Raw genomic sequence first — 14301 nt, forward strand, 5'->3', positions numbered from 1 at the left:
GGTAGACATTTCTGCATGAGCGCCCCCGCATCCCCCCTCGACACGGCCGTCGTCGCGTTCAACTCCACGCTGCGCATGCGCATCCTCGTGCTGGTCGCCCGCTCCCCCGGCCTCGGCGCCCACGACCTCGCCACGTCCCTGGACATCCCCCGCGCAACCCTCTCCCTGAACCTGCGCACCCTCGAGGAGGCCGGCCTGCTGACCTCCAGCGACACCTCCGAAGCGCGCCGGGGCCGACGCCTGACCTACCGCCTCAACCGGGAGGCCTACAGCGCGATGATCGAGGCCCTGGGCGCGATCGTCGAGCGGTGACCTCATGCCATACCGGCGCCACATCAGGAGTGCTGTTCATGCCATAACACCGCCGTCTGCGCGCCAGTCCCCAACCGTCCGCTACACCAGTTGAACGCCATAACACTGCGGGAAATCTCTCGGTATTTCCCGAGAGATGCAGTAGACTGGAGGAGTCAGATCACAGGGAACCTAGGAGGTCCTCATGTCCACCCCTGCGCGCTCATACGCCATCCCAGGCGTCCTGGCGGTCGCCAACGGCAAGGGCGGTACCGGCAAGACGTCGCTGGTCGCCAACCTCTCCGGTCTGGCCGCGGCCGCCGGCATCCGCACCCTCACCATCGACCTGGATCCCCAGGGCAACCTCTCCCCCGACCTCGGCCTAGAGAAGTCGGACGGAATCGAGCTGCGTCGAGCCCTCGAAGATGGGGCGCCGCTGCCGATCTCCACGGATCCCATGCGCCCAGGCCTGGGCGTCGTTCGCGGCGGTCCTCGTTTGGCCGACATCATCAGCCTGCTGGTGGCACGCGGCTACGACGCCCCGCCCCTCGGGGCTCTTCTGCACCGGAGCCTGAGCCAGGTCATGGAGGAGTGGGACCTGGTCGTCATCGACACGCCCCCGGGAGACCGCGCCCTGGTCGAGGCCGCCTTCAGCGTCGCCGAGGGCGTGGTCATCGTCTCCAAGACGGATCTCCGCTCCCTCGACGGCGTCGCTGTGACGGCCGAGCGCTTCCAGGCCGTTCACGAGACCACGAACCCCGACGTGCAGCTGTTGGGCCTGGCGCTGTTCGACGTGGAGGCGCGCGCCGTGAAGATCGAGCGAGAGGCCCGCCAGGCGCTCGAGCAGATGCTCCAGGGGCTGGCCTTCGACGAGGCCGTCTTCACCGCCCGTATTCGGCACGCCGCCGGCGCCGCCCAGGACCTGCGCAAGAGCGGACGCCTGGTGCACGAGCTCGAGAGCGATGTGGCCCGCGCTCACCGAGAGCGCTTCGCGCGCATCAAGGCCGGTGAAGCCTCGACCTTCCATGCGTCGACCATGGATGGCCTGGCAGGGGACTACGCCGCACTGGCCCAGGAGATTCTGGGACGCCTGAGCGCCCTGGGCCAGGACGAGGAGGAGGACGCCTGAGATGGAGACCCCCAATCGAGCAGATGGACTCGGCGCTGTGTTCAACGCGCGTGGCCGGGGCAAGAAGAAGCCGGCGGAGAAGGTCGACTCTGTGCCATACGCCATGCCAGAAACCACGCCAGATGCCACACCGGAATCCACGCAGGACACCACACCGGAAACGGTGCCTGTCGCCGCGCGGGAGACCGCACCGGAACTGATGCCAGACGTGAGGCGCGCGGTCCCGCAGGAAGGCGCGCAGGTGGTCGAGCTGGACCGTGTGGACGTCCCCGAAGAGGAAGAGCTGGTCGTGCGCAACACGGCCGTCTACCTACCCGTCCCGGTCCTGGATCGGTTGCGGACCGCGGCCGCCAAGCGGCATCGGACCTACACGGACCTGCTGATCGACGCGTTCGACGAGCTCAGCGACGATCAGCTCTGGGCGGCCTGCGGGCACAAGCCGCGTGGGGACGGGGGGATGCCGCGTGGGCGCCGAGGTGCCGCGCGCGGCCAGGGCGGCGTGCAGGTGCAGCTGCGCCTGGATCAGGAGCAGCGGGGTTGGCTGGATGAGCAGGTGGCCCGTCTAGGCGCCCCCTCCCGGAGCGCCATGGTCGCCTCGGTGTACGACGCCTGGCTGCCGAAGAGCTGAGCCGGCATGAGAAGGGGGGGGCGGCCCGGCAGGGCCGCCCCCTTCGTGGTGCATCAGCCTGCGCGCAGGTGCCGGGGGCGCTGGTGGGCTGCCCGCGGGACGTGGGTGGCGGAGGGGTGCAGGCGCAGGCCGGAGTCCACCACGGCCACCTTCGCCTGGGGGTAGATCAGCTTCACGGGCTCGAGGTTCTTCAAGAAGGCGGCCTTGAACTGGCGCGGCTGGGCGTACTGGGCGCCGAACTGGGTCTCCAGCTGGCGCCAGGAGACGGTGGTGGTGCGCTGGAGCGTGGACATCCTGTAGGAGAGCCAGACGTAGAGGTCCATGCGCATGGGGGAGCCGCCCAGGGCTGCCAGGGCGGAGGAGAGGACCGGGACGGGGGAGCGCATGACCTCCTCGAAGTAGGGCTCGCTGAGCTCGATGCGCGCGTGGTCGGCCCCACGCTGGTACGTGAGCTCGTAGCGGTGGGCCACGTGCATGTTCTGGCCGCTGAGGGTGCGCCGGTCGGGCGTCTCGCGGCTGGTCTCGATGATGATCGAGGTCGTGCTGAGCCGGTGGAGCTGGTCCATCACACGGCGCTGATTCGCCCCGGAGGGGTAGGTGCCGACGCTGGAGAGGAACGCGCGCAGGGAGGGGCCGGGGTCCAGGTGGCGGGAGCGGGTGCGCACGGCCTCGGTGGACATCCAGGTGAGCAGGGAGCGGGCCAGGACGCCGAAGGGGAAGCCAGCCGGGCCGGGGGAGAGCGTCAGGGTGGTGTCTCCGTTGCGTCGGCTCCAGTGGGGGACCGTGGCTCCGGGGTCGCGGTAGGGCAGGCTCAGCTGGGCCCAGATGCGGGTGGAGAAGGCGACCTCGCCGGGGTTCTGCTCGATCTCCTCGCTGAGCTCGAGCAGCCGCAGGCGCCTGGGCGAGAGGGCCGGGCGCGTGGCCGCGTCGATGGAGGTGATGTCCGGCGTGTGGTTCATGGCTGAGGTGACCTTTCGGACCCGATGACGGGTGGGCGTGGAGGGGACGGAGCGGGTGTGGAGAACTGCGGTCGCCGGGGAGTTATCCACGTGCATCTTGTGACGGGGGCTCATAGTCGGCGGAGTGAACGCAGATGGGGGGCGAAATCGGCGGGATCAAGCCGATCGCGTGTGTGCATCTTGTGACGGTGCGCCGGTCGGGCCGGAGATTATCCACGTGCATCTTGTGACGGCCAGTGTGTGCATCTTGTGACAGCCACCCCGTCAGAATCGGCATGATTGCAACGATTTTGGAGGATCCCCATGTAGTAAAACCACATGTATTCCTCCTGTAGTGGGGGGCGGTTTCGCTGTGCATCCGTGGATAGCCGTTCGGTGAGGTGGTCGCGGTCTGGGGTTCAGGCGGCCGGGGCCTGCTCCATGAGGGCCGCGTAGTCGGGAGCCAGCCCGCTGCGCTCCATGGCGTAGTCCTTCACGGCCTGGGTCAGGCGAGTGCGCAGGACGTTGATGCGCTTGCACAGGCCGCGGCCGCTGTAGCCGTACTCGTCGCTCAGGGCTGCGCGCTCGGCCTCGTCGGCCAGCTGGTAGCGCAGGAAGACCGCGGCGTCGCGGCTGGAGAAGACGGCGTTGTCTCGAGCCCAGGCGATCAGGGCGCACAGGTCCCGGGTGGCACGGCCGTTGTCGGCGGCCTCATCGTCGGCCGGCTCCTCGGCCAGCTGCGGCAGCCAGGAGGGCAGGGCCTCGACGTCGGACTGGCCGTCGTAGAGCTTGCGCTCGAGCAGGGAGTCCTTGAGCACGTCCATGGCGAGGTTGCCGATGCACGAGCCGGCCCGGTGCAGGGAGGGCCTGCGGATCCACTTCCACGCTGCGGCGATGACGGCGGCGGAGACCTCCTCGCGGGCGGAGTGGTCTCCGTGCATGGTGGCCATGCGCATGCGGGTGTGACGGCCGGCGATCAGGGTGAAGCGAGGCAGCATCAGCTGGAGGACGGCGCGGGCGCAGTCCTCGTCGCCGACCGCGGCCTGCTCGAGCAGGCCGCGCATGATCTGCTCGCGGACCTCCACGGTGCTGCGGGCCACCGTCTGGACGAGCTCGATGCCGGTCTGAGCGCCGTGAGGCCAGGGGTGGGAGGTCTCGGCGTAGCGCACGGCCCACTCGGCGTTCAGGCGGTCGATCACGGTCGGGGCGTAGGTGGTGGTGCTCATCGGACTCGGTCCCTCCATCAGTGGTGTCCGGGCGTCCCGGACGGGTCACTGACCAGCCAAACGAGCAGGTCGGGAAACGAATCTGGATCTGGATCTGGATCTGCCGATCGTCTGGATTTCCAGAACCTGGACCGCAGGAGATCGGCGTAATCATGCGGATGTGGGGGAGGGGCGGAGAAAAAGTTCCCGCACGGGAGGGACATCGGTTCCCGCGGGCGGCCTTTAGTCCGGTGAGAGATCGCCCGTCCAAGGAGCCCCCGTGATGTCCGAGCAGACCCCCGAGATCGTGACCGATGAGCAGCTGGCCAGCTTCGTGCGTGAGGGCCAGACCATGCGGGAGGCCGAGGCCGTCCTGGAGGCGGGTCTGGCGGACCTGTGTGCGCGGCCGTTCGACCAGGCCAGCCAGGAGGAGATGCGTCGCCTCCTGGACTCGGACCAGCTGCGCGAGGCCACCCTCATCGCCCGGCGGATGGGAGGGCAGGATCGGTGAAGTTGCTCTCTCGCAAGAAGAAGACCGAGCCCGCCGCGGAGGCGCCGGAGCAGAACAGCCCGGCGCCGGCCAAGTCCAAGGTGAACAGCCTGGCCTCCCGGATTCTGCTCTACGGGTTCTACGGGGCGATGGTGCTGTGCCTGGGCCTGTCCGGCCTGGCCGTGGTGCTGGCCGCTTCGACGGCATCCCAGCCGGCTCCGGCGGTGGAGGTGCCCGACACGTCCACCGCTGAGGGCGTGGCGACGTCCTACGTTTCGGCGTGGCTGCGTGCTACCCGCGATGACCAGAGCCTGCTGGAGCCCTACATCGGTGGGACGAAGATCCCCCAGCTGCCCGTGGAGCCGTTGGGTGTGCGCGACGTCGCCGTGGCCGGTGTCCAGCGCGGCCAGGACCCGAGCATCACCTCCGTGACCGTCGCCGCCCACGTGGAGCAGCGCTCCGGGGCGCCGAGCACCCCGGGCGCTCCGCAGGCGGCGGATGCGACGGAGAGCCTGTCCCTGGTGGAGCAGGCAACCGCCTCGTCGACGTCCTCCGCCTCGCCGTCTCCCTCGCCGTCTTCGGCCAGTCCGTCTCCGGCGGCTGGGGCCACCGCCAAGCCGGTCCCCTACACGCTGCGGTACTACCAGGTGGCCGTTCACGAGCAGGCCCCCGGCCAGTTGCAGGTCATCGGCTACCCCACCCCGGTGCCGGGGCCGGCTCATGGAGACCCCGTCACCCTGAACTACTCCCAGCGGGTCGGCCCGGACACCGACCTGGGAAAGATGCTCGACGGCTTCCTCCAGGCCTACGGCGCCGGCCGCTCGGATGTCTCCCGCTTCCTGGCCCCCGGCTACAAGCTCGCCGCCATCGACCCCGCCCCCTACACCCGCCTGTTCATCCAGGAGATCCGCACCGATCAGGCCCTGGACTCCGTCCAGCCTGGCACCCCGGTGCGCGCCCTGATCCAGGCGGAGGCAGAGCTGCCCGATGAGCGCAACTCGCGTATGGGCGTGACGGTGCCGGTCACCGTGACCTTCCGCGACGGCCGATGGGAGGTGACCTCCCTCGACCCGGCCCCCCTGATCGACACCTCAGCCCCTCAGTCCGCCCCGACCCACTGACCCCTCATCTCTGAAAGGGAGACCTCGTGAACGTCTTCACCCCGTACCTCCACTCTTCCCTCACGCTCGGCGCCAACTTCTTCACCTCGATCAACAACCTGATCGCCCAGGCCCAGACCGTGCTCAACGCGCTGATCATCTTCCTGGGCGTGGTGATCTTCCTGATCGGCTCGGCCCGCGGCAAGTGGACCCTGCCGGCGATCCTGCTCTCCGCTCTGGCCGGCGGCCTGTTCATCTGGGGCGGCGTGGCCGGCGTCCAGTGGGCCGCGGACTCCGCCGGCTCGACCATCAAGTGATCGGCCAGGAGTAAGCCATGACCGAGACCGGACGGTTCTACAGCAGCATCCGCCGCATCCCCACCACGCTCTACCGGCTGCCCGACGGCACCCGCGTGCCCGGGGGCCCCTACACGCTCGTGCAGGGCGTGGGCGGGGCGATCACGGTGGCGCTGCTGTGGGCCGTCCGGGGGTCCTGGTCCACCGGCTTCGACCTGTTCGATTTCGCCGGCGCCCTGGCCGCTGGCTTGGCGGTCACCTGGCTGCTGCGCTTCGCCCCGGACAACCTCCACGAGCTGGGCCTGGTCATCACCGGAGCCTTCCTGGCCTGGTCCAAGCCCCCGCACGGGCATTACCGCGGCGAGACGTTCGCCCCCAAGAAGGCTCCCGCAGGGATGCCCGAGAAGCCCTCCAGTCCCACCGCTCTCACCCGCGCGCCGGCCACCGACGAACCGCAGGGCGAGCCCGCGCCGACGTACCGGCCGATGGGCACCTCCTCCGTGGCACGCCTCCTCCAGCAGAGCACGACCGAGAACAAGGACACCCAGCGATGAAGAACTCCCTCCTGTACCTGCGCGAGAACCTCATGTGGACCTCCACGGGCACGGTGTGGGCGATGTGGCGCGTGCACGGGCTGCCCTACGGCTTCGGCAAGGGCGAGCACAAGGAGCGGGCCATGCTCGCCCACCAGGCCCTCTTCCAGGGCCTGCGCGGGGAGGCCATGCTCATGGGCCTGTGCGCCGAGCTCGACCCCGCCGCCGTCGTCGAGCGCATGCTCGACGGTGTCGACCTGGAGCAGTGCCCCAACTACCTCGAGGAGGTCGAGCTCTCTTTGGACGAGCTCGAGACGATCCCCGTGGGCGAGCGAGCCTACTGGCTGGCCGTGCCGCTGCCGTCCAAGTCGATCACCGACCGCCTCCAGACCCTGATCCGCTCCGTCGACGGCAAGCTGCGCGAGCAGCTGGCCCTGCCCACCTGGCGACCCACGGAGGCGGAGATCCAGGCTCTGGGGCGCACGGCCGAGCACATCGGCCGGGCCATCCCCGCCGCCTTCAAGGCCGTCCCCTCCTCTCCGGCCGAGGTCGCCTGGATCTACGCCCACTCCCAGAGCCGGGGCCTGGGATCGGATCCCACTGCGCCCGCCGGCGGGGAGGACGTGCAGGCTTTCACCTCCGGGGCGAGCCTTCCCGAGCCGCTCGTGGACGAGGGCGGCCAGTCCGACGTCAGCGCCAAGGAACGGCTGAACCCCTTCGGCCGCCGGTACGTGAAGATCGCCTCCGAGACCACGGCAGGCCAGGCCTCGTACCAGGTGGTGATGGCCCTGACCGCCGGCCCCCGCGAGGGCTTCACCTTCCCCGACGACGAGTACGTCTCCTACATCGACTCCCTCAGCGTCAACGCGGACTGGATCATGCGCATGAACGTGCTGCCGGCCAAGCGCGCCGCCGCCCGGAACAAGCGTGCCGAGGAGAAGCTCAACGAGGAGTACAACCAGCAGGAGGGCGACTCCCACGCGATCACCGGCGGATCCACCCGCCTGGACGCGATCGCCGAGGACCTCAAGGCCTACCACGCCGCACTGAACTCCTCGGAGGCCGAGGTCTCCGTCGACGTCGCGGTGATGTTCATCGTCGGCGCCGAGACCCCCGAACAGGCCCAGGACCAGGCCCAGATGATCCAGGCGGCCTACTCGGCCCGCGACTTCAAGGTGATCACGCCCCTGGGCTACCAGGAGTCGCTGTGGTGGGCGTGCCTGCCAGGCACGCCGGCCTCCTCCGTGGTGAAGAAGCTCGAACTGCTGGTCACCGGCCGGCACCTGGCCTTCGGCGTGCCCATGGTGACCGACGCGCTGGGCACCCGCACCGGATTCCGGCTGGGCACGAACATCTCCTCCTCGCGCCGCAGCCCGGTGTTCATGAACATCGGCGGCCTCATGGAGGCCGACATGTCCGGCTCGTTCGCCGTCACCGGCGAGAACGGCTCCGGCAAGTCCACCCTGCTGAAGATCGTGGCCGGCAACGTCTTCGACCGCGGAGGCCAGATCGTGGCCATCGACCGCTCCGACAACACCGAGTGGGCGGCCCTGGGTCGACTGCTCACCGAGCGCGAAGGCTCCCAGCCCACCGTCGTCGAGCTCGGCGACACCCGCTGGTCGATCGACCCCCTGCGCCTGTTCCCGGGCAAGGTCGCCGCGCGCGTGACCCGCTCCCTGGTCTCCGTGCTGCTGGGCTTCGGCTCGAACTCCGCAGAGGGCCGGCTGCTCGGCCAGCTGCTGCACCCCGACTACGCGGAGGAGCATCAGATCACCTCCATGGGGTCCCTGGTAGCCCACCTGCTCTCCGGCCAGGGCTTGGCGGGGGAGGAGCCGGAACAGACCCGCGCGATCGCGTTCGGCCTCCAGAACGTGCAGTCCACCGAGTTCGGGCCCCTGCTCTTCGACGAGTCCCTGCCGACCCTGGACCTGTCCTCGCGCTTCCTCACCTTCTGCACCCGCGGCGTGGAGCTGCCCCGACGCCAGGAGCTGGAGTCCGCCGCGCTGAAGGCGGAGCTGCCGGTGGAGAAGGTCATCGGCCGCGCCCTCTATGCCCTGATCGTGGCCATCAGCCGCGTCGTGCTCTACGCCGACGACTCCATCGAGTCGCTGATGATCGTCGACGAGGCCCACCACGCCACCGGCTCCCCGGAGACCGAGCTGGAGCTGTCCAACGTGGTCCGCTACGGCCGCAAGCACAAGGCCGCCGTGGCGTTGGGCTCGCATGACGCGTCAACGGACTTCGGATCCCAGCAGCTCCAGGCGCTGATCCCCGTGCGCATCGTCTGCCGTTCCCGCGACTCCAAGATGGCCCAGCGCAACCTCGACTGGATGGCCGACATGGGGCAGGACGAGTGGGTCGAGCTGGTCACCTCCGGGCTCTCCCCCCTGGACGACAACGAGGAGGTGGCCCCCGAGCGCCGCGGTGAGGCGCTGATGCGTGACGCCTACGGAAACGTCGCCAAGATCAAGGTGCTTCCTCCGCTCTCGCCGGCCCGCTTCAAGGCCGTGATGAGCTCCCCGCCCAAGCGTGGAGCCTCCACCGAGGCCGCCAAGGAGCTGGTGCACGCATGAGCGCACGCGGATGGATGCGACGAGCTGGCGTCAGCGCTGCCGTGTTGCTGACCATGCTCTGGGCCGCCCCGGCCGCCTCTGCGGCCCCGGCGCAGTCGGGGGTGATGGGCCTGGAGGAGTGGTCCCAGCAGGTCACCGACTCCTCCGGTGTGCCCATCTCCAAGTACGAGGCACTGCCCCTGGACCACGGCGCCGGAGGCATTGACATCAACCCCGCCCGCGACGCGCTGGTCTCCGTGCTCGACTTCTTCTGGGGCCTGCACTACATGTGCGTGACCACGTGCATGTGGCTGCTGCACACCCTGCTCGGCTTCCAGTGGGTCTCCTGGTTCTCCGGCCCGATGGAGGTCCTCGGCCAGAACTTCGGGCAGCTGGTCGCGCAGATCCACTGGATCCCGCTGGCGGCGATGATCTCCGGCACGACCATCGGCCTGCTGTTCTTCATGCGCAAGCGCGGCGCGGCCTGGGGGGAGATGTTCGTCTCCGTGATGATGGTCGTGGTCGCCACGAACATCGCGCTGAACCCGGTCGCCTACATCACCGGCCCGGACGGCGTCCTCCAGACCTCCCAGCAGACCGCGGCGCAGATCGCCGTGGAGGCCACCGGAGGCAAGGGCGCGATGGACGGCGGTGCGGACGCCTCCTCGGCCCTGGGCCAGTCCGTGATGGCCGACCTGACGGACGCGATGCTGCGCGGGCCCTCCCAGGCCGTCGCCTTCGGCCAGTTGCTCGAGGGCGGCTGCGCCAGCACCTTCACCGAGACGATGAAGGCCGCGGACCCCATGGACGTGGAGTCCAAGTCGGTGATGGACCCGGTCAAGGGGTGCAGTGATTCGGCCAAGAGCTGGTCCGAGTCGACCTCCTTCACCAAGGTCGCCCCCATGCTCATGACCAACCTGGGCTCGGCAGCCTTCGCCGTGCTCGTGGCCACCATGGCGGTGGTGCTGTTCCTGGCCGTGCTCATCGCCCTGTTCTACGGGGTCTACCAGGCGCTGGCCGTGATGATCTCGATCCTGCCGGGCACCTCCCGCAAGGAGTTCTTCGGCGCGTTCGTCGGCGTGATCGCCTGCGGTGTGGTCATCGTGGCCGCGATCGTGCTCGTGGCCGTGTCCCTACGCCTGGTGGCCAGCATGTTGCTGACCACCGCAGCCCTCGGCGTGACCCTCCAGATGCTGTTGCTGGTGCTCATGCTGATCGCGCTGATCTGGCTGGTGCTGCGCGTGCGTCACGGGATCATGAAGAAGGGCGACCAGACCGCCCGCTGGCTCTCGCGCTTGGGCGCTGGCCAGGAGAAGAAGTCCAGCGTGCCGATGAAGTCGCTGGTGGGCATGGCCGGCACGGCTCTGGGTGGCTACAAGTTCGGCCGTCTCGGTCTGGCCAAGGGCGGCGGCCAGGACGGGCCTGCGCGCTCCCGGCCGACCGGCGGCGGCGCCGGCCCCTCGGGTGGCTCCGATACGCCCAGCGGAGGACCGCGCGAGCCGGATCCCCGCGGCGCCCAGGTCTTCGGCCGTGCCGCGCGGGCCGACGGCGGCAGCGGGCCCGCGCGCCGGCGCCGCCCGGGCGGGCAGCTGCCGCCGGCTCCGCTGGTGCGTGCCGTCGGTGTGGGGGCGGCTGCCATCGGTGGTCCGATGGGTGGGGCGGTCAACGTCGTTGCCCAGGGCGCGGCCTGGTCCATCGAGCGCCAGAACCGCAAGGAGCTCACCGGCCCCGGCAAGCCCCAGCGGGTGTCTCGCCAGTCCCGGATCACGGTGGGCAGCGACGGCAAGGCCACCGTGACCCCTCGCCGGCCCGAGGTCGTGGAGGGCACCGTCGTGGATTCGAGCCAGGGCCCCCAGCAGCCCCCGCGGCGGCCGCGGTCGGACAGCACGGAGGCCACCCAGCGGATGCGCGAGCGCCTCCGGGCCGCCCAGGGCCCGCGGGGGCAGCACGCATGAAGCGCCGCGCCGTCTTCATCGGGGCCGGCGCCGTGGTGGCCGTCGTCGCCTTCGTGGTGGTGCTGATCCTGCTGATCATCCTGATGATCGGTGGCGCCCAGCAGAAGCTGAAGATGCAGCAGTCCTCCCTCTCCTGTGTCGTGGGGGGCCTGACTGCCGCGGACGGGTCCCTGGCCATCCCGCTGATGGGCCGGGTCACCTCCGACTACGGGCCGCGCCCGAACCCCTTCGGGCCCGGGTACATCCCCCCGGGCTACACGAGCGAGGCGCCCTTGCTTTTCCACGGTGGCGTGGACATCGGCGGCATCCCCGAGGGCACCCCCATCAACGCCGTCATGGGCGGCACGGTCATCGGCACCAACATGGAGGGTGAAGAGGGCGGCAACATCCTCAAGATCGACTCGGGCAACGGGATCGAGTGGCGCTATGTCCACATCGCCAACGGCACCACCGTGGTCAAGCCCGGCCAGCAGGTGAAGGCCGGGGACCACCTGGCCGGAGCCGGCGAGACCGGCGTGGCCACGGGCGTGCACCTGCACCTGATGCTCTATGTCAACGGCGAGCGGTCCAACCCGCAGACCTGGCTGGCCGAGCGCGGCCTGATCCTGGAGAAGGGCCAGATGCCCCGGCTGACCTCTCCGGCCGGCGGCGGTGCCGCGGGGGCGGCGTCCTCGAGCTCGGCGGCAGCCTCCTCAAGTTCGGCTCCCTCGGCCAAGCTGGCCAGCGGATCCTCGCCCGCGGGCGCCGCCGCCTCGGACGGGCAGCCCCCCAAGGTCAACGGGCCGGTGCGGATCACCTTGCCCGAGGGCAGCGAGTGGACGCTCTCCCCGGAGCAGGTGGAGAACGCGGCCCTGATCATCGGGGTGGCGCGCGAGCTCAACATCTCGGACAAGGGGATCCAGGTGGCGCTGATGACCGGGCTCCAGGAGACCATGCTCCAGAACATGGCGAACCCGACCCTGCCGGAGTCCATGAACTTCCCGCACCAGAAGACCGGCACCAACAAGGACTCGGTCAACGTCTTCCAGCAGCGCACCGTGGCCGGCTGGGGAAGCGTGCCGGAGCTGATGAACCCCGAGTACGCCGCACGAGCGTTCTTCGGCGGCCCAACCGGCCCGAACAAGGGCATGCCCCCGGGCCTGCTGGACATCCCCGGTTGGGAGGGCATGGCCCCCGGGTCGGCTGCCCAGGCCGTACAGAACTCGCGTCACCCCGACGAGTACAACAAGTGGGAGAACGCGGCGAACCAGATCCTGGGCCAGGTCACCGGCACCACCCCCATGATGTGCCAGGGCGCCGGCGGGGCTGCGGCCGCGGCCAGCGCCACCTCCAGCACCGCCCCCGAGGGCAACCACGCCCTGGACGAGGACACCAAGCGCCTGGAGATCCCGGCCGACTTCTCGCGCTCGAAGATCGTCTCCCGCGCCGAAGCCGGCATCGGCGGCACCTACACCTACGGTGCCGCGGAGTTCCGATCCTGGGATGCCACCGGGCTGGTCTCGCGCGTCTACCAGGACAACGGGATCGACATGCCACGCCAGGCCCCGTGGACCGTGGGCAAGCGCACCGAGACCCCGCAGCCCGGCGACATCGTCGCCCAGAAGTGGGACCCCACCCGCGGGCGGTGGGAGCACGTGGGCATCTACGTCGGCGACGGCATGATGATCTCCGCGATCAACGAGTCCGCCGGCACCCGCAAGCACCCGGTCACCCAGACCGGCACCGACACCGTCTACTTCGACGTGATCCAGGAGAAGAAGTGAGCCGCACGGACACCACCCGTCACCCCCAGGACCCCCAGCCCCGCACGGGGCGGGCCTGGCCCTTCCTGGTCGGCGCTCTCGCCGCGGCAGGCGCCGGCGCGTGGCTGCTCACCGGCACCCCCGGCGAGCAGGCGCCGGAGGCGCCGGCCCCCACCCCCGCGGCGACCGCGAGCTCGACGGCCGGGGCCTGGCCTCAGCCGTCGGCCAGCACCGCCCCGGCCAGCGCTGCGAGTCAGGAAACGAATCGGGAAACGACCCCCTCCACGGGGCCGTCGAAATCTGGAAACGCCCAGGTCAGCCCATCATCGGTCAGTGCGGCGCGCAGCTCCCAGATCGAGGTGGAGAAGGCCGCCCAGGAGCGAGCCGTGCAGGGTCTGGACCCCGACGCCCGCAAGCGTGCCGAGGACGTGGCCAGCCGGTTTGCGCAGGCCATGAACGCGCGCACGTGGCAGACCAGCCGGCAGCAGTGGCGGGAGGCGCTGGCGCCCACGGTGAGCCCTGAGCTGCTGAAGACGCTCGACGTCGATCGGGACTGGGAATCCGACGCCCAGCACCGCTTCGTACAGGCCAAGGCCAGCACGTCGGTGCAGGTGCTCGAGTCGCGCGCGCAGACCGTTCAGGGTGAGCGCGTCGACGTCGCGCTCATGGTGGCCACCGAGACCACCGGCGAGGACCCCTGGGTCACCGCGCCGCGGACCGAGCGCCCCATGACCGTCGTCGTGGACACCACCCAGAACCGGGTTGTTGAACAGATCGACATGACCCCGCACGGCGGCCTCTGAGACGCCCCCCGGCCGGGCCCTACGACACGTAGACCAGCGGCTGCGACATCTTCACGCGAGCTCCCCAGCGGGAAGCCGTGCCATACGAGCACCAGCGACCGGCGAGCATCCAAGGAGCACCGAAGGTAGACGGGAGCCAGAGCGCAGCCGTGCGCGGGCGAGCAGACCGGGAGCAGGCAGCCAGGGGCCCGGCGGAAACCAAGCCGCACGAGGGCCAGAGGGAGGGGAGTCTGCCGCCACTGCCCGGCCACAGATCCACGGGAACCTCGAGGTAGGCCCGCCAGATCCAGGCCAGCGAGCCGCCCCTGATCCACGCCCCAGAGACCCCCTCTGGGCCTGGATCAGGGGCGGCTCCGTTCGGGGGATGAGCAGCAGTGGCGAGGCGATGTGCATGGGCCACACGGGGGCGGGAAGTGCGCCGGTGTAGAGATGCAGCGAAGATTTCACACGACACGCGGTGAACCCTTCTCGGAGCAAAACCTTCAGCGGGGTCTGTGAAATGTACCCCTCGGCCGCCGAGAGAGTCATCAACGCCCAGGGTCAGTACATCTAGGGCGTGTCTGAGAATAGATGCACGAGTCAGCTGAGACCCTGGGGACATGTCCCGGTTCCAGATGCTCTCCGACGCCCAATGGGAGT

Annotated in this window: 13 protein-coding genes; 11 read left to right on the top strand and 2 right to left on the bottom strand. The window is 69.9% G+C overall.

What is annotated here, in order from left to right:
* Positions 1-15 precede the first annotated feature (15 nt).
* The 3 genes from AUV08_RS00670 to AUV08_RS00680 all read left to right on the top strand — a co-directional run bounded on the left by AUV08_RS00670 (position 16) and on the right by AUV08_RS00680 (position 2048).
* Positions 16-312: a helix-turn-helix domain-containing protein gene (locus AUV08_RS00670; protein WP_061873038.1), complete on the top strand. Its 297-nt coding sequence runs from the start codon at positions 16-18 to the stop codon at positions 310-312.
* A 184-nt stretch (positions 313-496) separates the two neighbouring features.
* Positions 497-1420 (top strand): ParA family protein, encoded by a 924-nt coding sequence (locus AUV08_RS00675; protein WP_061873039.1) that lies wholly within the window; start codon positions 497-499, stop codon positions 1418-1420.
* A 1-nt stretch (position 1421) separates the two neighbouring features.
* A complete protein-coding gene (locus AUV08_RS00680; protein WP_157571202.1) occupies positions 1422-2048 on the top strand; it encodes a hypothetical protein in 627 nt (208 codons plus the stop codon).
* 53 nt (positions 2049-2101) lie between these two features.
* On the opposite strand, the gene AUV08_RS00685 is transcribed toward AUV08_RS00680, so the two are convergent.
* Together AUV08_RS00685 and AUV08_RS00690 are read right to left on the bottom strand one after the other, a co-directional pair.
* Positions 2102-3007 carry a replication protein RepA gene (locus AUV08_RS00685; RefSeq protein ID WP_061873041.1) on the bottom strand — a complete coding sequence of 302 codons (906 nt, stop codon included), beginning with the start codon at positions 3005-3007 and terminating at the stop codon, positions 2102-2104.
* Between the two features lie 398 nt (positions 3008-3405).
* A complete protein-coding gene (locus tag AUV08_RS00690; protein WP_031943871.1) occupies positions 3406-4212 on the bottom strand; it encodes a hypothetical protein in 807 nt (268 codons plus the stop codon).
* A 262-nt stretch (positions 4213-4474) separates the two neighbouring features.
* On the opposite strand from AUV08_RS00690, the gene AUV08_RS00695 reads away from it, so the two are divergent.
* The 8 genes from AUV08_RS00695 (at position 4475) to AUV08_RS11900 (ending at position 13662) form a co-directional block, all read left to right on the top strand.
* Positions 4475-4702: a hypothetical protein gene (locus AUV08_RS00695; protein WP_031943872.1), complete on the top strand. Its 228-nt coding sequence runs from the start codon at positions 4475-4477 to the stop codon at positions 4700-4702.
* Positions 4699-5802 (top strand): conjugal transfer protein, encoded by a 1104-nt coding sequence (locus tag AUV08_RS00700; RefSeq protein WP_157571203.1) that lies wholly within the window; start codon positions 4699-4701, stop codon positions 5800-5802. The genes AUV08_RS00695 and AUV08_RS00700 overlap by 4 nt, the downstream gene beginning before the upstream one ends.
* Before the next feature lie 26 nt (positions 5803-5828).
* Positions 5829-6098: a hypothetical protein gene (locus AUV08_RS00705; protein WP_061867344.1), complete on the top strand. Its 270-nt coding sequence runs from the start codon at positions 5829-5831 to the stop codon at positions 6096-6098.
* A gap of 17 nt (positions 6099-6115) precedes the next feature.
* Positions 6116-6631: a hypothetical protein gene (locus AUV08_RS00710; RefSeq protein WP_061867343.1), complete on the top strand. Its 516-nt coding sequence runs from the start codon at positions 6116-6118 to the stop codon at positions 6629-6631.
* A complete protein-coding gene (locus AUV08_RS00715; RefSeq protein ID WP_061873043.1) occupies positions 6628-9183 on the top strand; it encodes an ATP-binding protein in 2556 nt (851 codons plus the stop codon). Before AUV08_RS00710 ends, AUV08_RS00715 begins: the two co-directional genes overlap by 4 nt.
* Positions 9180-11117: a hypothetical protein gene (locus AUV08_RS00720; RefSeq protein WP_157571204.1), complete on the top strand. Its 1938-nt coding sequence runs from the start codon at positions 9180-9182 to the stop codon at positions 11115-11117. The genes AUV08_RS00715 and AUV08_RS00720 overlap by 4 nt, the downstream gene beginning before the upstream one ends.
* Positions 11114-12880 carry a peptidoglycan DD-metalloendopeptidase family protein gene (locus tag AUV08_RS00725; RefSeq protein WP_061873045.1) on the top strand — a complete coding sequence of 589 codons (1767 nt, stop codon included), beginning with the start codon at positions 11114-11116 and terminating at the stop codon, positions 12878-12880. The genes AUV08_RS00720 and AUV08_RS00725 overlap by 4 nt, the downstream gene beginning before the upstream one ends.
* Before the next feature lie 365 nt (positions 12881-13245).
* Complete coding sequence (locus AUV08_RS11900) at positions 13246-13662, top strand: hypothetical protein (RefSeq protein WP_157571205.1); 417 nt, start codon at positions 13246-13248, stop codon at positions 13660-13662.
* The last annotated feature ends 639 nt before the right edge of the window (positions 13663-14301 follow it).

It is taken from the genome of Micrococcus sp. CH7, from assembly GCF_001595485.1.
Classification (GTDB): domain Bacteria; phylum Actinomycetota; class Actinomycetes; order Actinomycetales; family Micrococcaceae; genus Micrococcus; species Micrococcus luteus.